This window comes from Klebsiella sp. BIGb0149 (assembly GCF_004362605.1).
GTDB classification, from domain to species: Bacteria; Pseudomonadota; Gammaproteobacteria; order Enterobacterales; family Enterobacteriaceae; genus Klebsiella; species Klebsiella terrigena.
In genome coordinates, this window is sequence record NZ_SNYG01000002.1 from 160,474 (window position 1) to 182,511 (window position 22,038).

General features: G+C 55.5%; 16 protein-coding genes, 2 tRNA genes and 2 other RNA genes. 10 read left to right on the forward strand and 10 right to left on the reverse strand.

What is annotated here, in order from left to right:
- Positions 1-21: 21 nt before the first annotated feature.
- Positions 22-2,700, forward strand: coding sequence for a bifunctional acetaldehyde-CoA/alcohol dehydrogenase (adhE, locus tag EDF75_RS07500; RefSeq protein ID WP_133598245.1), 2,679 nt, complete (start codon positions 22-24; stop codon positions 2,698-2,700).
- 189 nt (positions 2,701-2,889) lie between these two features.
- Here the strand turns inward: adhE and tdk are convergent, their stop codons facing one another.
- Positions 2,890-3,507: a thymidine kinase gene (gene tdk, locus EDF75_RS07505; protein ID WP_041147671.1), complete on the reverse strand. Its 618-nt coding sequence runs from the start codon at positions 3,505-3,507 to the stop codon at positions 2,890-2,892.
- Positions 3,508-4,067: 560 nt separating this feature from the next.
- On the opposite strand from tdk, the gene hns reads away from it, so the two are divergent.
- Positions 4,068-4,475 (forward strand): histone-like nucleoid-structuring protein H-NS, encoded by a 408-nt coding sequence (gene hns, locus EDF75_RS07510; protein WP_041146073.1) that lies wholly within the window; start codon positions 4,068-4,070, stop codon positions 4,473-4,475.
- 117 nt (positions 4,476-4,592) lie between these two features.
- On the opposite strand, the gene galU is transcribed toward hns, so the two are convergent.
- The 3 genes from galU to rssA all read right to left on the reverse strand — a co-directional run bounded on the left by galU (position 4,593) and on the right by rssA (position 7,696).
- Positions 4,593-5,495 (reverse strand): UTP--glucose-1-phosphate uridylyltransferase GalU, encoded by a 903-nt coding sequence (galU, locus tag EDF75_RS07515; RefSeq protein ID WP_045858929.1) that lies wholly within the window; start codon positions 5,493-5,495, stop codon positions 4,593-4,595.
- Positions 5,496-5,690: 195 nt separating this feature from the next.
- Positions 5,691-6,704, reverse strand: coding sequence for a two-component system response regulator RssB (gene rssB, locus EDF75_RS07520; RefSeq protein WP_133598247.1), 1,014 nt, complete (start codon positions 6,702-6,704; stop codon positions 5,691-5,693).
- Positions 6,705-6,793: 89 nt separating this feature from the next.
- On the reverse strand, positions 6,794-7,696 hold the full coding sequence (gene rssA, locus EDF75_RS07525) for a patatin-like phospholipase RssA (RefSeq protein WP_133598249.1): 903 nt from the start codon (positions 7,694-7,696) through the stop codon (positions 6,794-6,796).
- Between the two features lie 111 nt (positions 7,697-7,807).
- On the opposite strand from rssA, the gene EDF75_RS07530 reads away from it, so the two are divergent.
- The 6 genes from EDF75_RS07530 to EDF75_RS07555 all read left to right on the forward strand — a co-directional run bounded on the left by EDF75_RS07530 (position 7,808) and on the right by EDF75_RS07555 (position 9,965).
- A complete protein-coding gene (locus EDF75_RS07530) occupies positions 7,808-8,266 on the forward strand; it encodes a YchJ family protein (RefSeq protein ID WP_133598251.1) in 459 nt (152 codons plus the stop codon).
- Between the two features lie 42 nt (positions 8,267-8,308).
- Positions 8,309-9,151 (forward strand): formyltetrahydrofolate deformylase, encoded by an 843-nt coding sequence (gene purU, locus EDF75_RS07535; protein ID WP_041146078.1) that lies wholly within the window; start codon positions 8,309-8,311, stop codon positions 9,149-9,151.
- Positions 9,152-9,309: 158 nt separating this feature from the next.
- Positions 9,310-9,394, forward strand: a tRNA-Tyr gene (locus EDF75_RS07540).
- Between the two features lie 131 nt (positions 9,395-9,525).
- Positions 9,526-9,610: transfer RNA gene (locus tag EDF75_RS07545), tRNA-Tyr, on the forward strand.
- A gap of 45 nt (positions 9,611-9,655) precedes the next feature.
- A non-coding RNA gene (locus tag EDF75_RS07550) (RtT sRNA) lies at positions 9,656-9,787 on the forward strand.
- Between the two features lie 46 nt (positions 9,788-9,833).
- Positions 9,834-9,965, forward strand: a non-coding RNA gene (locus EDF75_RS07555) — RtT sRNA.
- Positions 9,966-10,034: 69 nt separating this feature from the next.
- Here EDF75_RS07555 and EDF75_RS07560 read toward each other — a convergent pair.
- On the reverse strand, positions 10,035-10,478 hold the full coding sequence (locus EDF75_RS07560; protein ID WP_133598253.1) for an Lrp/AsnC family transcriptional regulator: 444 nt from the start codon (positions 10,476-10,478) through the stop codon (positions 10,035-10,037).
- 108 nt (positions 10,479-10,586) lie between these two features.
- Between EDF75_RS07560 and EDF75_RS07565 the strand changes: the two genes are divergently transcribed.
- Entirely contained in the window at positions 10,587-11,483 is an 897-nt protein-coding gene (locus EDF75_RS07565; RefSeq protein ID WP_133598255.1) for a DMT family transporter, read from the forward strand.
- A gap of 17 nt (positions 11,484-11,500) precedes the next feature.
- Here EDF75_RS07565 and narI read toward each other — a convergent pair whose 3' ends face one another.
- The 5 genes from narI to EDF75_RS07590 all read right to left on the reverse strand — a co-directional run bounded on the left by narI (position 11,501) and on the right by EDF75_RS07590 (position 19,947).
- Complete coding sequence (gene narI, locus EDF75_RS07570; protein WP_133598257.1) at positions 11,501-12,178, reverse strand: respiratory nitrate reductase subunit gamma; 678 nt, start codon at positions 12,176-12,178, stop codon at positions 11,501-11,503.
- Complete coding sequence (narJ, locus tag EDF75_RS07575; RefSeq protein ID WP_133598258.1) at positions 12,178-12,888, reverse strand: nitrate reductase molybdenum cofactor assembly chaperone; 711 nt, start codon at positions 12,886-12,888, stop codon at positions 12,178-12,180. The genes narI and narJ overlap by 1 nt, the downstream gene beginning before the upstream one ends.
- The gene (narH, locus tag EDF75_RS07580) at positions 12,885-14,423 is read right to left on the reverse strand and encodes a nitrate reductase subunit beta (protein ID WP_133598260.1); all 1,539 of its coding nucleotides are present in this window, start codon (positions 14,421-14,423) and stop codon (positions 12,885-12,887) included. Before narH ends, narJ begins: the two co-directional genes overlap by 4 nt.
- On the reverse strand, positions 14,420-18,163 hold the full coding sequence (locus EDF75_RS07585; RefSeq protein ID WP_133598262.1) for a nitrate reductase subunit alpha: 3,744 nt from the start codon (positions 18,161-18,163) through the stop codon (positions 14,420-14,422). The genes narH and EDF75_RS07585 overlap by 4 nt, the downstream gene beginning before the upstream one ends.
- A 392-nt stretch (positions 18,164-18,555) precedes the next feature.
- A complete protein-coding gene (locus tag EDF75_RS07590) occupies positions 18,556-19,947 on the reverse strand; it encodes a NarK family nitrate/nitrite MFS transporter (protein ID WP_133598264.1) in 1,392 nt (463 codons plus the stop codon).
- A gap of 311 nt (positions 19,948-20,258) precedes the next feature.
- On the opposite strand from EDF75_RS07590, the gene narX reads away from it, so the two are divergent.
- Entirely contained in the window at positions 20,259-22,037 is a 1,779-nt protein-coding gene (gene narX, locus EDF75_RS07595; protein ID WP_133598266.1) for a nitrate/nitrite two-component system sensor histidine kinase NarX, read from the forward strand.
- Position 22,038: the final 1 nt, after the last annotated feature.

Here is a 22,038-nt window from a genome sequence, read left to right on the forward strand (position 1 = left end):
TAACATTATCAGGAGAGCATTATGGCTGTTACTAATGTCGCTGAACTTAACGCACTTGTAGAGCGCGTAAAAAAAGCCCAGCGTGAATATGCCAGTTTCACTCAAGAACAAGTTGATAAGATCTTCCGTGCAGCCGCTCTGGCCGCCGCTGACGCTCGAATCCCTCTCGCAAAAATGGCCGTTGCCGAATCCGGCATGGGCATTATCGAAGACAAAGTGATCAAAAACCACTTCGCTTCTGAATACATCTATAACGCTTATAAAGATGAAAAGACCTGCGGTGTTCTCTCCGAAGACGATACCTTTGGTACCATCACCATCGCAGAGCCTATCGGTATTATTTGCGGTATCGTCCCAACGACGAACCCGACTTCTACAGCAATCTTTAAATCACTGATCAGCCTGAAAACGCGTAACGCGATCATCTTCTCTCCGCATCCGCGTGCTAAAGATGCCACCAACAAAGCGGCTGACATCGTTCTGCAGGCTGCTATTGCTGCCGGCGCACCGAAAGACCTGATCGGTTGGATCGACCAGCCTTCCGTTGAGCTTTCCAACGCCCTGATGCACCATCCTGACATTAACCTGATCCTTGCGACCGGTGGTCCAGGCATGGTTAAAGCGGCCTATAGCTCCGGTAAACCGGCTATCGGCGTAGGTGCAGGCAACACGCCGGTTGTTATTGACGAAACCGCTGACATTAAACGTGCCGTTGCGTCGGTACTGATGTCCAAAACCTTCGATAACGGCGTTATCTGTGCGTCTGAACAGTCCGTTGTCGTTGTGGATTCCGTCTACGACGCCGTTCGTGAACGCTTCGCCAGCCACGGCGGCTACCTGCTGCAGGGCAAAGAGCTGAAAGCGGTTCAGGATATCATCCTGAAAAACGGCGCGCTGAACGCCGCTATCGTTGGTCAGCCGGCATACAAAATTGCCGAACTGGCAGGCTTCACCGTTCCGGCCACCACCAAAATTCTGATTGGTGAAGTGACCGACGTTGATGAAAGCGAGCCGTTTGCTCACGAAAAACTCTCTCCGACCCTGGCAATGTATCGCGCCAAAAACTTCGAAGACGCCGTTAATAAAGCTGAAAAACTGGTGGCGATGGGCGGTATCGGTCATACCTCCTGCCTGTACACCGACCAGGATAACCAGCCTGCTCGCGTGGCCTTCTTCGGCCAGATGATGAAAACCGCACGTATTCTGATTAACACCCCGGCTTCTCAGGGTGGTATCGGTGACCTGTATAACTTTAAGCTTGCGCCTTCCCTGACTCTGGGTTGTGGTTCCTGGGGTGGTAACTCCATCTCTGAAAACGTTGGTCCGAAACACCTGATCAACAAGAAAACCGTTGCTAAGCGAGCTGAAAACATGTTGTGGCACAAACTTCCGAAATCTATCTACTTCCGTCGTGGCTCTCTGCCAATCGCACTGGATGAAGTGATTACTGATGGTCACAAACGCGCGCTGATCGTGACCGACCGCTTCCTGTTCAACAACGGCTATGCCGACCAGATCACCTCCGTGCTGAAGGCATCCGGCGTTGAAACCGAAGTGTTCTTTGAAGTTGAAGCTGACCCGACTCTGACCGTGGTACGTAAAGGTGCAGACCTGGCCAACTCCTTCAAGCCGGACGTCATCATCGCGCTCGGCGGTGGTTCCCCGATGGATGCGGCGAAAATCATGTGGGTGATGTACGAACATCCGGAAACCCACTTCGAAGACCTGGCGCTGCGCTTTATGGATATCCGTAAACGTATCTACAAGTTCCCGAAAATGGGCGTGAAAGCGAAAATGATCGCCGTCACTACCACTTCCGGTACCGGTTCTGAAGTGACCCCGTTTGCGGTTGTTACCGACGATGCGACCGGTCAGAAATATCCGCTGGCAGACTACGCGCTGACTCCGGATGTGGCGATTGTCGATGCTAACCTCGTCATGGATATGCCGAAATCCCTGTGTGCCTTCGGTGGTCTGGATGCCGTTACTCACGCCCTGGAAGCCTACGTTTCCGTACTGGCATCTGAGTTCTCCGACGGCCAGGCTCTGCAGGCGCTGAAGCTGCTGAAAGAGTACCTGCCAGCGTCCTACCATGAAGGTTCTAAGAACCCGGTAGCGCGTGAGCGCGTGCACAGTGCAGCGACAATTGCCGGTATCGCGTTTGCGAACGCCTTCCTCGGCGTATGTCACTCTATGGCGCACAAGCTGGGCTCTCAGTTCCATATCCCGCACGGCCTGGCGAACGCCCTGCTGATTTGTAACGTTATCCGCTACAACGCGAACGATAACCCAACCAAGCAGACCGCATTCAGCCAGTACGACCGTCCGCAGGCTCGTCGCCGCTACGCAGAAATTGCTGACCACCTGGGCCTGAGCGCACCTGGTGACCGCACCGCAGCGAAAATCGAGAAACTGCTGGCATGGCTGGAAAGCATTAAAGCTGAACTGGGTATTCCTAAGTCAATCCGTGAAGCTGGCGTGCAGGAAGCTGACTTCCTGGCCCACGTTGACAAGCTGTCTGAAGACGCATTCGATGACCAGTGCACCGGCGCTAACCCGCGCTACCCGCTGATTGCCGAACTGAAACAGATTCTGCTCGATACCTTCTACGGTAATGAGTTCAGCGAAGGCGAAGCTGCCGCGAAGAAAGAGACTGTTGCAGCACCGAAAGCCGATAAAAAAGCGAAAAAATCCGCTTAATTTACGCCGGTAATCAATACGAGGCCTCATCTTTTGATGAGGCCTTTTTTTATCGCCACTATTTTGCCTGGAGTCGCACAACCGACGCAGAGCGACGCTGAAGCAACAGCCGTAATATATAACGCGGGAATGACAGCAGGACGTCATCAGGCGCCTGGTGCGCGCCTGAGCGGGGTCGACGGAGGGAGGTTAGCAGGAACGCTGCTTGTTTTGCACAAGCGTTAAAGACCCCTCTTTTAAGGCCTCTTTATAATGTTTACGACAGACCGATACGTAGCGTTCATTGCCGCCAATAACGACCTGCTCGCCCTCGTTGTACGGCCGCCCTTCCCGATCGAGGCGCAGCACCATACTCGCCTTACGGCCACAAAAACAGATCGTTTTTAATTCAACCAGCTTATCTGACCAGGCTAATAAATACTGGCTGCCGATAAACAGCTCCCCGCGAAAATCAGTACGCAGGCCGTAGCACAGCACCGGGATATCCAGCCCATCAACAACCTCGGATAGCTCATGTACCTGCTCGCGGGTAAGAAACTGGCTCTCATCGACTAATACACAATGAACCGGCTGCTTTGCGTGCTCATCGCTAATCTCGGCGAATAATGAAGTCTGCGGGTTAAACAGCCGTGCCGGCGATGAGAGTCCAATTCTTGAACTGACCTTACCGGAACCAAAGCGGTCATCAATCTCAGCCGTATAAACTAAGGCACGCATGCCTCGTTCCTGATAATTGTATGAGGACTGCAGTAGCGCAGTCGACTTACCGGCATTCATTGCAGAATAGTAAAAATAAAGTTGTGCCATCGGCTGCATAACCCCAATCAATGTGTTTAATCGCGGCGGGATTGTAGCATATTTTCTGGCGCTGTCGGCCCCTTCAGGGATGGGCGGGAGGTGTATGTTGCGTCAGCCGACTTCTGAAAGATTAAGCTTCTTAATACAATCGGGTCATCGGTTATTTGCCCTCACCGCGGGGTGCAACCGGCTGGAGCAGTTGTCCTTTCGTGCGAATCGGTGCATTTTGCAGGCGGTTATAACGGATTTTGTTCAGCGTTTTATATTAAACATCACTGTAACTAATGCGCTAATACTGAAGGGGGATATTTATCCCTGCAAAGTATAATTTTACTCCCTGGCCGCTGGGAAAAGCATACTATCTCAGGGTTTTAGCTTGCGGTGCCGGTTAAGCTATAAGCGAGAAAGATGTGAACTCGCGCGAAAAATTTAACTTAAATTAATTAATTACCGGGACAAATAACAAGTAATTTTGAGTTCCTTACATTCTACCCTATTGCACATCTGATTATATCGCTCTATTATTAGTTCAACAAACCACCCCACAATATAAGTTTGAGATTACTACAATGAGCGAAGCACTTAAAATTTTGAACAACATCCGTACTCTTCGTGCGCAGGCGAGAGAATGCACCCTTGAAACGCTAGAAGAAATGCTGGAAAAATTAGAAGTTGTCGTTAACGAACGTCGCGAAGAAGAAAGCGCTGCGGCTGCAGAAATTGAAGAGCGTACTCGTAAACTGCAACAATACCGTGAAATGCTGATCGCTGATGGTATTGACCCGAATGAACTGCTGAGCACCATGGCTGCAGTTAAAGCGGGCACCAAAGCCAAACGCGCAGCACGTCCGGCGAAATATAGCTACGTTGATGAAAACGGCGAAACCAAAACCTGGACTGGTCAGGGCCGCACCCCGGCAGTGATCAAAAAAGCGATGGATGAGCAGGGCAAATCTCTGGACGATTTCCTGCTGTAATAAATCGTCAGATTTGAAAAATCCCGCTTCGGCGGGATTTTTTTTATCTTAACTTACTGCGATAAAAAAGCCGGGGAACAATACCTGCACCCCGGCTCTGATATCTAAAGATAACGATTACTTAGCGATTGCTTTTTCCAGCCAGTCTTTAAAATCTGCGCCGAGCGTTTTATGGCGCACGCCATATTCAACGAAAGCCTGCATGTAGCCCAGTTTATTACCACAGTCATGGCTCTTGCCCTTCATATGGTAGGCTTCAACCGTTTCCTTCTCGATCAGCATATCGATGGCATCAGTCAGCTGGATTTCATCGCCTGCGCCCGGAGGGGTTTTAGCCAGCAGCGGCCAAATATCCGCGCTCAGCACGTAACGACCAACGACGGCCAGATTGGAAGGTGCAACGTCGGCTTTCGGCTTTTCCACCACGCCAACCATCGGCACGCTTTCACCCGGCTGCAGGGACTGTCCCTTGCAATCAACAACGCCATAGGCAGTGACGTCAGCCACAGGCTCAACCATAATCTGGCTGGATCCGGTTTCGTCGAAACGAGCCATCATTTCCGCCAGGTTATCGCGGCTCAGGTCGGATTCAAACTCATCCAGAATAACGTCCGGCAGAATAACCGCGACCGGCTCGTCGCCCACGACCGGGTGCGCGCACAGCACGGCATGACCAAGGCCTTTAGCGAGGCCCTGACGAACCTGCATAATGGTGACGTGCGGTGGACATATAGATTGGACTTCTTCAAGAAGCTGACGTTTTACACGTTTTTCCAGCATTGCTTCCAGTTCAAAACTGGTATCGAAATGGTTTTCGATAGAATTTTTGGAAGAGTGCGTTACCAGAACAATTTCAGTAATCCCGGCCGCAATACATTCGTTAACAACATACTGAATTAAAGGCTTATCTACCAGTGGCAGCATTTCTTTCGGAATAGCCTTGGTAGCGGGCAGCATCCTGGTGCCTAATCCCGCAACCGGGATAACAGCTTTTCTTACTTTAGAATTAACGGCAGCCATTGAAATCTCCTGGACTGTATGTTTTTTAAACTAGTCATAATAATAACGCACCCAGTATATCAGCCCATCCAGGTAAGCCTGGTCTGAAAGGCGCGGATTTTCTCGAATTAGGACTTATACGTATAAAACCCATCGATAGTATCACCGCCAAAGAGAGAGCGGTAATCCTACCAGCGTGAAAATAAACTTAACTGTTCATTCCGCAGACAACATCAGGCGTAAACGGCCGCCAGCCCCCCAAATTTGGCACTGCCACGAGGAGCAGCGTTGGCTAATTTGGTTGAGATAAGCATTACCTAATGTGCCAAGCGGCACACCATTACTAATCTGTATTTGATGTTCTCCGGTATTGAGCGTGCCGTTTAACCCCGCCGATACCAAAATCAAATTTTTCAACCCGCTGTGGTAATAACCCACCAGCAGCGGAAATTGCCCCGGCAAATTCGCCTGACGAAGCAGCTGGTTGACCTGCTTTAACAACCCGGTCATTTCCGGCAGGCGCTGGCCTTGATGGGCAAGCTGTTCCTGAAGTAGACCGTTAAACAGCGCGCGCAGCAGCAGCGCCGCGAGAACGCCATTATCTCCTGCTCGTGTGACATCCAGACAGTAAAATGCCAAATCATTTTCTGATAATGGCGCAATATCGAGAACCAGTCCTGGCCTGTCCGCGGTGACTAGCTGGCGATAGTGGATGCGACAGCGCGATATTTCCTGCTGCACCGGAGGCTGTAGCTCCTGCAGCAGCCTGGAGGCGGCGTTTGGGTCGCTGACCAGCGCATCCCAGTCCTCAAACAGCCGCTCCTCCTCTTCCACACGCGAGCTGAACATGTGGGGATAGAGGCAGGCGTAGACCGTCTCACGCAGGCGGTTAAAATCTTTTACCGGCTTAAGCAGAACATCCTGCACGCCAAGACGCAGCGCCTTAGCAATATCCGCCATATTTTCCGTCGCCGAAATCATCAGAATCGGCATCTGATCGCCCTGGTTACGCAGATACTCCACCAGCTGGAGCCCATTCATGCGCGGCATCGAGATATCGCAGATCATCAGGTCGGGCTTTGACTCGGCCATTTTTTGTAGTGCCTCAACGCCATCCTCAGCCTGCGCGGTCGTAGCGCCTAGCGAGGTTAACCAGGAGTGCAAAAGAGTGCGGAAAACGGGCTCGTCTTCAACGATCAGAATTTGTTTTCCCGCCAATGGCTGCGTCATGATCTCTCCTCTGGCTGACGATAATTAAATATTGGCATGCAATTCACACTATCGCCTGTCAGAATTTACTGAAGTCTAAGTCAAGGGCGTCACGCCGAGGCGCGCACCAAAGGTAAAAGTTCATCCATCTTTTTTTCCACCGCCTGGTGACCGGCAGCAATCGCCTCACCGGCGCGATGAAAATCGAGAGTAGATATTTGTGGGCAAAAGGGCTGTAGCAGAATATCCGGTGGGTCCCCCGCCATACGGTTACGTTTCAGGCGATTTTCCAGCACCTGAATAGAGGTGGACATAATCTCCATTGCCGTAGGCGTAGCGGTGGTCGTCTGCCGGGAGGTCATTCCCGTCAGCCGCGCGCGCAGGCGCGAATGCCAGGAAAAATCTTTTTCATCTTCAGCTCGCGGCTTCTCGATAGACCATAAATCCTGCTGCATCAGATGCGCATCGTGCTGAAGATCGACGGCGATGACGATATCGGCCCCCAGCGCGCGCGTCAAAGAGACCGGGACGGGATTGACGACGGCGCCGTCTACCAGCCAGTAGCCATTGTGCATAACGGGCGACATCAGGCCTGGCATGCTGCAGGAGGCGCGTACCGCCAGATGCAAATCGCCTTCGGTAAACCACAGTTCGCGGCCGGTGCTCAGATTGGTCGCCACCGCCGCAAACCGGCGATCGCAGCGTTCAATTTCGGAGGTAGGCAGGACTTGTCGGAATTGATTGAATACCCGCTCCCCGCGCAGCAGGCCTCCGCGACGCCAGGAGAGATCCATTAACCGCAGCACGTCCCAGTTGCTAAACGAGCATACCCATTTTTCCAGTACCGGAAGGCGGTTGCAGGCGTAGGCCGCGCCAACCAGCGATCCGATAGAGCATCCTGCAACAACGTCAATTTCAATACCTGCCCGCTGTAGCGCGTTAATCACACCAATATGCGACCACCCTCGGGCAGCTCCCGCCCCTAAGGCCAGACCAATCTTAAGCTTTCTCATTATTACCGATACACATCCTTCCACCGCGAACATGGCATCATCGCCACAGCTCAGTTAACATAAAACACTTTGGCGTCGATGCGCCGTCATTCTTTTTCCATGGAGGCCGCTTTGTCGCCATTATGTCCCTGTGGCAGCGCTCTGCAGTATAGCGCATGTTGCCAGCGTTATCTGGACGGCGCGCTGCCAGCGCCAGGCCCGTCACAGCTGATGCGATCCCGCTACAGCGCGTTTGTTATGAAAGATGCCGATTATCTGATTAAAACCTGGCACCCCTCTTGCCATGCGCAGCAGTTCCGCGCGGATCTGGAGAGCGGTTTTGCCAAAACGCACTGGCTGGGCCTGACCGTCTTTGCAGCCGATGAAGGGCGGACTCCCGATGAAGGATTCGTCAGCTTTATTGCGCGATTTAACGACGATAGCCGTTCCGGCGTAATTATTGAACGTTCCAGATTCTTAAAAGAAAATGGACAGTGGTACTATATCGACGGCACGCGACCGCTGGTTGGTCGTAACGACCCCTGCCCTTGTGGCTCAGGTAAAAAATTTAAAAAATGCTGCGGCCAATAAACCGGCGTCAGCAATAGCAAACACTACAGGATTTCCCCCGCGATGCATTCATTACAACGTAAAGTACTACGCACTATTTGCCCTGATCAGAAAGGACTCATCGCGCGTATCACCAACATTTGCTACAAGCACGAGCTGAACATCGTGCAGAACAACGAGTTTGTCGATCACCGAACCGGCCGCTTCTTTATGCGTACCGAGCTGGAAGGTATTTTCAATGACGCCATTCTGCTGGCCGATTTGGATAGCGCGCTGCCGGAAGGTTCAATTCGCGAGCTGACGCCTGCGGGCCGTCGCCGCGTGGTCATTCTGGTCACCAAAGAAGCGCACTGCCTCGGCGATCTGCTGATGAAAGCTAACTACGGCGGCCTGGATGTGGAGATTGCCGCGGTTATTGGTAACCACGAGACGCTGCGTACGCTGGTTGAGCGCTTTGATATTCCGTTCCAGCTGGTCAGCCATGAAGGCCTGACGCGTGAGGAGCACGATAAGCAGATGGGCGATGCTATCGAAGCGTTAGCGCCGGACTATGTGGTGCTGGCGAAATATATGCGCGTGCTGACGCCAGAGTTCGTTTCCCGCTTCCCGAACCAGATTATCAATATCCATCACTCGTTCCTGCCGGCCTTTATTGGCGCCCGTCCGTATCATCAGGCCTACGAGCGCGGTGTGAAAATCATCGGCGCCACCGCGCACTATGTGAACGATAATTTGGATGAAGGCCCGATCATCATGCAGGACGTGATTCATGTCGATCACACCTACACCGCGGAAGATATGATGCGCGCCGGACGCGATGTTGAGAAGAACGTGCTGAGTCGCGCCCTGTATCAGGTGCTGGCGCAGCGCGTGTTCGTTTACGGCAACCGAACGATTATTCTTTAATCGATAGATAAATTAGCTGGTTAGCTTTGCGTCTTTGCGCGCAAAAAGCAGGCAACCAGTTTATTTTTATCAACGGAATGCTTTACAGGGGCGCGTCATTTGGTATGATGCGCCCCGCTTCCCCAGAAGGAAGCAGGCCAGTATTAGCATTACCCCGTGGTGGGGTTCCCGAGCGGCCAAAGGGAGCAGACTGTAAATCTGCCGTCATCGACTTCGAAGGTTCGAATCCTTCCCCCACCACCATTATTCACCACAGCAATGTGGTAACCCCGATAAGCCTTAGCGAGGTTTGCACTTGTCGGGAAGGGTGAGGAACAATCCTTCTCTACCCCATTATTCGCGCAGTTGAATAGCTACAATTTGATTTTACCCCTGGTGGGGTTCCCGAGCGGCCAAAGGGAGCAGACTGTAAATCTGCCGTCATCGACTTCGAAGGTTCGAATCCTTCCCCCACCACCATCACTTCCCGATATCTCGTCACTCCCAAACAAACGCCAGCGTCGCACATTCTGCCATCCGGGAAGGATGAGAAGCTTCGACCAGGGTTCGACTCGAGCGTCAGCGAGAGAACGTTTCCGCAGGCAACGGCCCGAAGGGTGAGCAGCAAAGCTGCGAATAATCCTTCCCCCACCACCATCACTTCCCGATATCTCGTCACTCCCAAACAAACGCCAGCGTCGCGCATTCTGTCCATCCGGGAAGGATGAGAAGCTTCGACCAGGGTTCGACTCGAGCGTCAGCGAGAGAACGTTGCCGCAGGCAACGGCCCGAAGGGTGAGCAGCAAAGCTGCGAATAATCCTTCCCCCACCACCATCATTTCCCGATATCTCGTCACTCCCAAACAAGCATCAGCATTGCACATTCGGCCTGTCCGGAATAGCGCTACATCGGCGGCAGACGGCGCGCTACCGGCGAGCTTTTTACTATCGAGGTGTTGCACTGGGCGTGTTCTGCCAGGCCATCCAGCAGGGTATCAAGCTGCGCAATATCACGCACCGCCAGGCGCATGACGAAGCAATCTTCCCCCGTGACCTTGTCGCATTCGATGCATTCCGGCATCGCCTGAATGTATTTATCCACTTTCTGCAGCAGCCCTGGCAAGGGTCTGACGCGCACCAGCGCCTGCAGGCTATAGCCCAGCGCGGCCAGATTAATCCGGGCGCCATATCCCTGAATAACCCCGCGCTCTTCCAGACGCTTTACCCGCTCGGCGGTACTTGGCGAGGTCAGCCCTACCCGGGCGCTCAGCACCTTTAGCGATATGCGCGCATCTTCCGCCAGACAGGCCAGAATGGCGTGATCGATATTATCAATTAAGTGTTCCACTCTTTTTACCTGCTAAATAAAAGCGATATCAGGTTTTCACCTTAGATCATGCATATCAACCTGTCATCTGATTAACGACAATAGCGGTACGCAAACGGAGGTAGAAAAATGAAACATACGGTGACGGGCGTCTGGCAAATGAGCCTGGCGATGATAATTTCGGGTTCGATTGGCGCATTCGTTTTACTTTCCGGTTTGCCGGTGATCGACGTTGTCTTCTGGCGCTGCCTTATTGGCGCGCTGACCTTAGCGGGCTTCATCTCTCTCAGCCGACAGCCGTTCAGCCAGCTCACGCGGCTCACGCTGCTGCTGGCGATCCTCGGAGGCGTCGCCCTGGTCATTAACTGGCTGCTGCTTTTTGCCGCTTACGCCCGAATTTCTATTGGCATGGCCACCGTTGTTTATAATACCCAGCCGTTTATGCTGGTATTGATGGGCATACTGACAGGTGAGCGGGTTACGCTGATTAAATGGGGCTGGCTGGCGCTGGCCTTTTTCGGCGTGGTGGTGCTGCTCTCCAGCGAGCTGATGCAGGCGCACGGCGGCCAGCTGGCGGCGGGTATTGCGCTGGCTCTTGGCGCCGCTTTTTTCTACGCGCTAACGGCGATGATCGCCCGCAAGCTGCGCCCGCTCCCGCCCCAGCATATTGCCTTTATTCAGGTCATCGTCGGGACAATTATGCTGCTGCCGCTGGTTAACCTCCCCGATTTTAGCGCTGCGTTCCCCTGGCGATACCTGCTGATTCTCGGCGTTGTGCATACCGGCATCATGTACCAGCTGCTCTACAGCGCGATCCAGAAGCTGCCTACGCCAGCGATCGGCTCACTCTCTTTTATCTATCCGATTGTGGCGATCGTGGTCGATTATCTGGTCTTTGACCATGCGCTGGCGCCGGTGCAGCTGGCCGGAGGTGCGCTGATCCTGCTGGCGGCGGCGGGGAATAATCTGGGTTGGGGTGATGGGCTGGCGCTGAGCAATAAAAAACCCCGCCGAAGCGGGGTTTGATACAACCGATAGCTGAACTAGCGACGAGCGCGAACAATCTGATATTTGCGCGTCAGGTACTCTACCGGCGCGCTCCAGATATGCACCAGGCGAGAGAACGGGAACAGCAGGAACATCGTCATCCCCAGCACCAGGTGCAGGCGGAATATAAACGCCACCCCGTCCAGATACTGTGACGCTCCGCCGTGGAAGGTCACCACCGACTGCGCCCAGCCTACCAGCTTAAGCATTTCACTACCGTCCATATGCTGCGCCGAGAACGGGATCGTCAGCAGGCCCAGCGCGCACTGAACGAGCAGCAGCGAGAGGATCAGGATATCCGCGGTAGTGGTGGTTGCGCGAACGCGCGGGCTGAACAGGCGACGCTTGAGCAGCAGCACGCCGCCGACCAGACACATCACGCCGCTGGCACCGCCGGCAATCATCGCCATCTTCTGCTTCACGTCCATCGGCAGGAAGGACTCATACATCCAGTGCGGGGTCAGCATTCCGAGGAAGTGGCCGGCGAAGATACCGAGGATCCCGATATGGAACAGGTTAGACGCCAGGTTCATCCCTTTGCGGTCCAGCATCTGGCTGGACGAGGCCCGCCAGGTGTACTGACCATAGTCGTAGCGCAGCCAGCTGCCGATCAGAAATACCGAACCGGCAATGTATGGGTAGATGTCAAAGAAGAACATATTCAGGAAGTGCATTATTGCGGTCCTCCGTTAGAGATATCCAAGTATTGCGGGGCCACGGCCCCGGCAAAACGACGCTGGTGAGCGGCAATTTCTGACTCGCCGCAGCCTTTATCGGCAAAGAATTTCACCTGTTCTTCTTCCCATACCGCGTCCAGCGCCTGCGGCGTATCGTCGCGGGCTTCGTCGGCTATTTTTTCTGCAACCTTCTGGCTATCAACCCGAGTATCCGCCAGCTTCAGCAGCAGTTCGAACAGCGCCGCGTAGCGGCTTTCGCGCTGCTGCAGGCGAGCGCTTAGCAGACCCAGAATCGGCGCCACGTCCTTCAGCCCGGCGATAGCTTCACCTTCCGGCAGCTGCGCCAGATACTCCAGGTACAGCGGCAGGTGGTCAGGAAGCTCATTGCTGTCGAGCTCCAGGCCATGGCGCTCGTATTGCGCCATCAGATCGACCATCGCCTGACCACGATCGCGGGACTCGCCGTGAACATGTTCGAACAGCAGCAGCGACGTCGCCCGTCCGCGGTCAAACAGCTCGCTGTAATCCGCCTGAGCGTCGAGCAGGTCCCGGGCGGTCAGGTAGCGCAGGAAGTCGCCCAGCTTGCGGACATCCTCCGCGACTAATTTTTCCGATGACGCCAGCGCCTCCAGCATCTCCTGCTGATGCTGCCACAGGGCAGCGTCAGGATACTCAAGCAGGCGCGACACGATCACGAGTTCAATCATGGGTGCGGCTCCGTTTTGCTGGTCACGTCGATAGTGTCGATGCGGCGGCTATTGAACAGATTGAACTGGCTGTCCGAACCGTGGCAGCCGTCGCCGAAGGTGAAGCCGCAGCCGCTTTTTTCCGGGAAGGCGTCGCGCGCCTGCTCGCGGTGGCTGCTGGGTACCACGAAACGGTCTTCGTAGTTGGCAATCGCCAGGTAGCGATACATCTCCTGCGCCTGGGCTTCGCTCAGACCCACTTCTTCCAGCGCGCGGGTATCCACTACGCCATCAACGCTTTCAGCGCGTTTAAAGTGGCGCATCGCCAGCATGCGCTTCAGCGCCAGCAGCACCGGCTGGGTATCGCCTGCGGTCAGCAGGTTTGCCAGGTACTGAACCGGAATACGCAGGCTTTCCACGTCCGGCAGAATACCGTTGCTCCCCAGCTCGCCGGCGTCCGCCGCGGACTGAATCGGTGACAGCGGCGGCACGTACCAGACCATCGGCAGCGTGCGGTATTCCGGATGCAGCGGCAGCGCCAGCTTCCAGTCCATCGCCATCTTATAGACCGGCGACTTCTGGGCAGCGTCGATAACCCCCTGCGGTACGCCGTCCTTCAGCGCCTGCTCGATGACTTTCGGGTCATGCGGATCGAGGAACACGTCCAGCTGACGCTGATAGAGATCTTTCTCGTTTTCGGTGCTCGCTGCGGTTTCAATCGCGTCTGCGTCATACAGCAGCACGCCAAGGTAGCGGATACGGCCGACGCAGGTTTCTGAACACACGGTCGGCTGGCCCGCTTCGATGCGCGGGTAGCAGAAGATGCATTTCTCAGACTTACCGCTCTTCCAGTTGAAGTAGATCTTCTTGTACGGGCAGCCGGTGATACACATACGCCAGCCGCGGCACTTGTCCTGGTCGATCAGTACGATGCCGTCTTCCTCACGCTTGTAGATAGCGCCGCTCGGACAGGTCGCCACGCACGCCGGGTTGAGACAGTGCTCACACAGGCGCGGCAGATACATCATGAAGGTGTTTTCGAACTGGCCGTACATCGCCTTCTGCATGTTCTCGAAGTTCTTATCTTTCGATAGCTTCTCGAACTCACCGCCCAGATCGTCTTCCCAGTTCGGACCCTTGACGATCTTATCCATGCGCTGGCCGGTGATCAGCGAGCGCGGACGCGCGATCGGCTGCGCCTTGCTATCGGCCGGCGCGTTATGCAGCGTCTGGTAGTCAAAATCAAACGGCTCGTAGTAGTCGTCGATACCCGGCAGATGCGGGTTAGCGAAGATTTTACCCAGCAGCATCGCGCGGTTACCCATACGCGGCTGCAGCTTGCCGTTGATCTTACGAACCCAACCGCCCTTCCATTTTTCCTGGTTTTCCCAGTCGGTCGGGAAACCGAGGCCCGGCTTGGTTTCAACGTTGTTGAACCATGCGTACTCGGTCCCTTCACGGCTGGTCCAGACGTTTTTACAGGTGACTGAGCAGGTATGACAGCCGATGCATTTATCGAGATTCAGCACCATGCCGACTTGTGAACGAATTTTCATTTTACGCTCTCCTGTACCTGGTCATTGCCTTCGCCATCCAGCCAGTTAATATTTTTCATCTTACGTACAACCACAAACTCATCGCGGTTCGAGCCGACGGTGCCATAGTAGTTAAAGCCGTATGCCAGGTGCGCATAGCCGCCGATCATATGCGTCGGTTTTGGCGTAATGCGGGTCACCGAGTTATGGATCCCGCCGCGCTGGCCGGTAATTTCAGAACCCGGCAGGTTCACAATACGTTCCTGCGCGTGGTACATCATGGTCATTCCGGCCGGCACGCGCTGGCTCACTACCGCACGCGCGGTCAGGGCGCCGTTGTTGTTGAAGACTTCAATCCAGTCGTTATCTTCAATGCCCATCTCTTTGGCATCCGCTTCGCTCATCCACACGATGGGACCACCGCGACCGAGGGTCAGCATCAGCAGGTTGTCGCTGTAGGTCGAGTGAATACCCCACTTCTGGTGCGGCGTCAGGAAGTTCAGCGCCTTCTCAGGGTTGCCGTTTGATTTCTTACCCATCACCGCTTTCACCGAGCGGGTATCGATCGGCGGACGGTACACCAGCAGGCTTTCGCCGAAGTCACGCATCCACTGGTGGTCCTGATAGAGGGACTGACGACCAGAAAGCGTACGCCACGGGATCAGCTCATGAACGTTGGTGTAGCCGGCGTTATAGGAGACGTGCTCATCTTCCAGTCCTGACCAGGTCGGGCTGGAGATAATCTTGCGCGGCTGGGCCTGAATATCGCGGAAGCGAATTTTCTCGTCTTCTTTATTCAGCGCCAGATGCGTGTGGTCACGGCCGGTAAACTCGCTCAGCGCCGCCCAGGCTTTCACCGCCACCTGACCGTTGGTTTCCGGGGCCAGGGTGAGGATCATCTCAGCCGCGTCAATCGCCGTATCCAGCATCGGCTGGCCTTTCGCCGGGCCTTCCGCCTTGGTGTAGTTGAGCTTACGCAGCAGATCCATTTCGCTCTGGGTGTTCCAGGCAATGCCTTTACCGCCGTTACCGATTTTGTCCATCAATGGCCCGATGGAGGTAAAGCGCTCATAGGTTGCCGGGTAGTCGCGTTCAACCGGAATAATGTGCGGCGCAGTTTTCCCTGGGATCAGGTCGCATTCGCCTTTTTTCCAGTCCTTCACGTCGAGCGGCTGCGCCAGTTCGGCGGCCGAGTCGTGCTGGATGGGCAGCGTCACCACGTCGGTCTCTTTTCCGAGGTGGCCCACGCAGACTTCGGAGAATTTCTTCGCGATGCCCTTGTAGATTTCCCAGTCGCTTTTCGATTCCCAGGCCGGGTCGACGGCGGCAGAGAGCGGGTGAATAAACGGATGCATATCCGAAGTATTCATGTCGTCTTTTTCGTACCAGGTTGCGGTCGGCAGCACGATATCGGAATACAAACAGGTGCTCGACAGGCGGAAGTCCAGCGTCACCACCAGGTCCAGCTTGCCGTCGAGGCCGTTGTCCTGCCATTCCACTTCTTCCGGCTTCACGCCGCCCTGCTTGCCGAGATCCATCCCCTGAATGCCGTGCTCGGTACCCAGCAGGTACTTCAGCATATATTCATGACCTTTACCGGAAGAGCCCAGCAGGTTAGAACGCCAGATGAACAGGTTGCGCGGGTGGTTTTTACCGTTTTCCGGCTGCTCCGCTGCAAAGCGGATAGTGCCTTCTTTCAGCGCCTTCACGGTGTAGTCAACCGGCGTCATACCGGCTTTCTTCGCCTCTTCCGCAATGCGCAGCGGGTTAGTCCCAAGCTGCGGCGCGGACGGCAGCCAGCCCATACGTTCGGCGCGCACGTTGAAGTCCAGCAGATGGCCGGTGTAGCGCGATTTATCCGCCAGCGGAGAGAGCAGCTCCTGCGCGGTGACCGACTCGTAGCGCCACTGGCTGGAGTGGTTATAGAAATAGGAAGTGCTGTTCATATGACGCGCCGGACGCTGCCAGTCGAGGGCAAACGCCAGCGGCTGCCAGCCGGTCTGCGGACGCAGCTTTTCCTGGCCCACATAGTGCGCCCAGCCGCCGCCGCTCTGGCCGACGCAGCCGCAGAACACCAGCATGTTAATCAGACCGCGATAGTTCATATCGAGGTGATACCAGTGGTTCAGACCGGCCCCGACGATAATCATCGAGCGGCCGTGCGTCTTATCGGCGTTATCGGCGAACTCACGGGCGGTGCGAATGATGTTGGCCCGAGCAACGCCGGTGATTTTTTCAGCCCACGCCGGGGTGTACGCCTTAACCTCATCGTAGCTTTTGGCGCAGTTTTCATCGTCCAGACCGCGCTCCAGGCCGTAGTTAGCCATGGTCAGGTCATAAACGGTGGTCACCAGAGCGGTGCTCCCATCCGCCAGCTGCAGGCGTTTTACCGGCAGCTTATGCAGCAGGATGTTCTCCAGCTCAACGCTGGTGAAGTGTTCGGTGCCTTCGCCGCCAAAGTACGGGAAGCCCACCTGGGCGATCTCATCCTGGCTGCCCAGCAGGCTCAGCTGCAGTTCAGTTTCATCACCGGACGTGCCGTCGCGCTGCTCGAGGTTCCATTTGCCTTTTTCACCCCAGCGGAAGCCGATTGAGCCGTTCGGCGCAACCATGTTGCCGTCGGCGTTGATCGCCACGGTTTTCCATTCCGGGTTGTTTTCCTGGCCCAGCGAATCGATAAGGTCGGCGGCGCGCAGCATACGGCCCGCCGCGTAGTAGCCGTCGCGCTCTTCGAGCATCACCAGCAGCGGCATGTCGGTGTAGCGGCGGACGTAGTCGGTAAAGTACTGGCTCGGTTTGTCGAGATGGAACTCGCGCAGCATAACGTGGCCCATCGCCAGCGCCAGCGCCGCATCGGTACCCTGCTTCGGTGCCAGCCACAGATCGCACAGCTTGGCGATTTCGGCGTAGTCAGGGGTGATAGCAACGGTTTTGGTGCCTTTGTAGCGGACTTCGGTAAAGAAGTGCGCATCCGGGGTACGGGTCTGCGGAACGTTTGAACCCCAGGCGATAATGTAGTTCGAGTTATACCAGTCGGCGGATTCGGGTACGTCGGTCTGCTCGCCCCAGGTCTGCGGAGAAGCCGGCGGAAGGTCACAGTACCAGTCGTAGAAGCTCAGGCAGGTACCGCCGATCAGCGACAGGTAGCGCGCGCCGGAAGCGTAGGAAACCATCGACATCGCCGGGATCGGCGAGAAGCCCGCCACGCGGTCAGGGCCGTAGGTTTTGACGGTATAAACGTTGGACGCGGCAATCAGTTCGTTTACTTCCTGCCAGGAGGAGCGTACGAAGCCGCCGCGACCGCGGGCCTGCTTAAAGCTTTTCGCTTTATCAGCATCTTCAATAATCGAAGCCCATGCCGCAACCGGATCGCTGTGCTGAACCTTAGCCTCACGCCACATTTTCATCAGGCGCTTACGCATCAGCGGATATTTCAGGCGGTTGGCGCTGTAGAGGTACCAGGAGTAGCTGGCGCCGCGCGGGCAGCCGCGCGGTTCATGATTAGGCAGGTCCGGGCGGGTACGCGGATAGTCCGTCTGCTGGGTTTCCCAGGTGACGAGGCCATTTTTGACATAAATTTTCCAGCTGCATGAGCCGGTGCAGTTCACACCGTGAGTGGAACGCACGATTTTGTCATGCTGCCAACGCTGGCGGTATCCATCCTCCCAGTCCCGGTTGGTGTGTAGAAGCTGGCCGTGCCCATCGGCAAAGGTCTCGCCCTTCTGTTTGAAGTAGCGAAACCGGTCCAGGAATTTACTCATGGGTTTCTCCTGTTTGGAGCCTGACGGCTCTCTGATAAATCGACATTGCTGGATTTGCAGCGAAGGTAACGCTATGAAAGAGGGAGAGAATTGATAACGATCAATACGAAATGCCTTATAAACATCGGTAAAACAGGGGGTTACCACCTTAGTGGTATCTTTTTCTATTTTTTATCTATCTGTTTTTTAATGGTTTTCATAGAAAAGTACGCCATTTGAAGCACGAACAATATCTATATAGGTATTAAGGGGTAGAGCGCAGGGCCGGGGATTATTTTGCTGAATTTATGCGCCCGGCCGGGGCGCCGCCGCGCGACAGCATGCTGTAACTATTTGCAGGGTAAAAAAAAGGCGCAAATCAGGTTGCGCCTTATGCCGGTAAACCTCGTCGCTTAGGACTTCTGCTTACGTCCGTAAACCAGCCAGGTAATGACTACGCAGGCGATATAGAACACGAGGAAGACCTTCATCGCCCCCGCCGGAGAACCGGTCAGGTCCAGAGAGATACCGAATGCCTTCGGAATGAAGAAGCCGCCAATCGCGCCGATCGCTGAGATAAAGCCCAGCGCCGCCGCCGTATCGGTCGCCGCTTCACGCATCGCCTGCGCTTCGCTACCGCCCTGCGCCTTCACCCGATCGGTGGTCATTTTACGGAAAATAACCGAAATCATCTGGAAGGTAGACGCGCTACCCAGCCCGGCGGTCAGGAACAGCACCATGAATACGCCGAAGAACGCGATAAAGTTACCGCCTTCACCGTGGGTTGGCAGCGTCAGGAACAGCAGGCCGCAGAAGATGGCCATCACCACGAAGTTAACCAGCGTCACGCGGGTCCCGCCCAGACGGTCGGAGATAGCCCCACCGGTAGAGCGCGCCAGGGCGCCAATAAACGGCCCGAAGAAGGCGTAGTGCAGGATCTGCACGTCCGGGAACTGCGTTTTGGACAGCATTGCAAAACCGGCGGAGAAGCCGATAAACGAGCCGAAGGTTGCCAGATACAGCAGCGCCATGATCCACAGATGCGCACGCTTGAGCACCGGCAGCTGCTCCCTGAGCGAAGCTTTCGATGCCGACAGGTCGTTCATAAAGAACCATGCCGCCAGAGTCAGGACGACAAGGAACGGAACCCAAATCCAGGCCGCGTTTTCGAGATACAGAATTGAGCCATCCGGCTGCTCGGTGCCGGTCCCGCCGAAGACGGCGAAAATAGACAGAGAAACCACCAGCGGCGCAACGAGCTGCATGACGCTGACGCCCATGTTGCCAAGACCGCCGTTAATACCCAGCGCACCGCCCTGCTTCTGTTTCGGGAAGAAGAAGCTGATGTTCGCCATGCTGGAAGCAAAGTTTGCCCCGGCAAAACCGCACAGCAGGGAGATGATAACGAAGACGCTGAACGGCGTAGAGGTATCCTGCACCGCGAAGCCCAGCCAGACGCAAGGCACGATCATGATCCCGGTACTGAATGCCGTCCAACGGCGGCCGCCGAACAGCGGCACCATGAACGCGTAAGGCACGCGCAGCAGCGCGCCAGACAGCGCCGGCAGCGCGGTCAGCATAAATAACTGATCGGTAGTAAACTGAAAGCCAACCTTATTCAGGTTAACGGCCACGGCACTGAACAGCATCCAAACGCAAAACGCCAGCAAAAGACACGGCACGGAGATCCACAGGTTGCGGCTGGCGACGCGGTGACCGCGCTGCTGCCAAAACTCAGGATCTTCCGGACGCCAGTCGGTGATGACTGAAGTGGTAGTCTTCTCCGGGAGGGAAGATTGACTCATATATACCTCTGATTATTCATATATCCCGCAGATACATTAGGGATTACAGGCGGCAGTAAGTTGATATAAATCAAAGGAAAAGTTGTCACCAATTTGCTTAAAAAAAAATCATCACTCGAAGGGAGTAGTTATTTTCGCTTAAAAAAGTGTGGTTTTTCACGAGGCTGCCCGCTTTCACCGATCCCCTCCTGGCGGACTACCTACCACCGACAATTAAGGGGTAATCCTTTATAGGTATGGGTATACTCCATCGGATATCCGAGAATAGGTCCCACTCCCGGATGGTTTGCCGGTCAGGAGCCACGCATTCTATGTTAAAACGTCTTTTTACCCCGCTCACGCTGGTGAATCAACTGGCGCTGATTGTCCTGCTTTCGACGGCCATTGGCGTCACGGGGATCGGCATCTCCGCGCGGCTGGTGCACGGCGTCCAGGGCAGCGCGCATGCGATTAATAAAGCGGGTTCGCTGAGAATGCAGAGCTATCGCCTGCTGGCCGCGGTGCCGCTCAACGAGAGCGACGACAGGCTTATCGACGAGATGACCGCCACCGTATTTAGCGAAGAGCTGCAGAACGCCGCCCTGCGGGACGGCCAGCAAAACCAGCTTAAAGCGCTGCAGCACTACTGGCAGCAGGAGCTGGCGCCGGGGATGCGGCACGCGCAGAATCAGGCGACCGTCGCCACCGACGTCGCCAGCTTTGTCGATCGCATAGACCATCTGGTCACCGCCTTTGACCATACGACCGAACAGCGCATCAGGCACGTAGTCTGGATCCAGCGGATCCTTGGCTGCGGCATGGCGCTGCTGTTTCTGTTCACCATCGTCTGGCTGCGGGCTCGGCTGCTGCGTCCGTGGAAGCAGCTGCTGGAGATGGCCCGTGCGATAAGCCATCGCGACTTTACCCAGCGCGTGCGCATCAGCGGACGTGATGAAATGGCCACCCTCGGGATGGCGCTGAACAACATGTCGGAAGAGCTGGCGGAGAGCTATTCCGTACTCGAGCGGCGGGTGCAGGAAAAAACCGCCGGTCTGGAACAGAAAAACGAAATTCTCGCTTTTTTGTGGCAGGCCAACCGCCGACTGCACTCCAGCGCCCCGCTCTGCGAGCGGATCTCGCCGGTGCTTAATGGCCTACAGGGGCTGACGCTGCTGCGCGATATTGAAGTCAGGGTCTATGACCTCGAAGATGAAGACAACCATCAGGAATTCGCCTGTCATTCAGATTTACACTGCGATGATAAAGGCTGTTATTTATGTCCGCGCGATCTGCCGCCGCTGCCCGACGGCGGGGCAACGCTGAAGTGGCGGCTCTCTGATGCCCATAACCAGTACGGCATTCTGCTGGCCACTCTGCCGGTGGGCCGCCATCTGAGCCACGACCAGCAGCAGCTGGTGGATACCCTGGTCGAACAGCTGACCTCGACCCTGGCGCTGGACAGGCATCAGGAGCATCAGCAGCAGCTGATCGTTATGGAGGAGCGTGCCACTATCGCGCGCGAACTGCACGACTCGATTGCCCAGTCGCTCTCCTGCATGAAGATGCAGGTCAGCTGTCTGCAGATGCAGGGAGAACATTTACCGGAAGAGAGTCGCCAGCTGCTGGGTCAGATCCGTAACGAGCTGAACACCTCCTGGGCACAGCTTCGCGAGCTGCTGACCACCTTCCGGCTACAGTTAACCGAACCGGGACTGCGTCCGGCGCTGGAAGCCAGCTGCATGGAATACAGCGCCCACTTCGGCTTTACGGTCAGGCTGGACTACCAGCTGCCGCCGCGTTTCGTCCCCTCGCACCAGGCGATCCATGTGCTGCAAATCGCCCGCGAGGCGCTCAGTAATGCGCTGAAGCACGCCAAAGCGACGGAGGTCACCGTAACCGTGTCGCTGCGGGATAATCAGGTCAGGCTGGTGGTCGCGGATAATGGCCGCGGCGTACCAGACCATGCCGAACGGAGTAACCATTACGGTTTAATTATTATGCGGGATCGCGCCCAGAGCTTGCGCGGAGACTGCCAGGTACGCCGTCGCGAAACGGGCGGTACCGAAGTGGTCGTCACTTTTATCCCGGAAAAATCGTTTTCAATCCAATAGG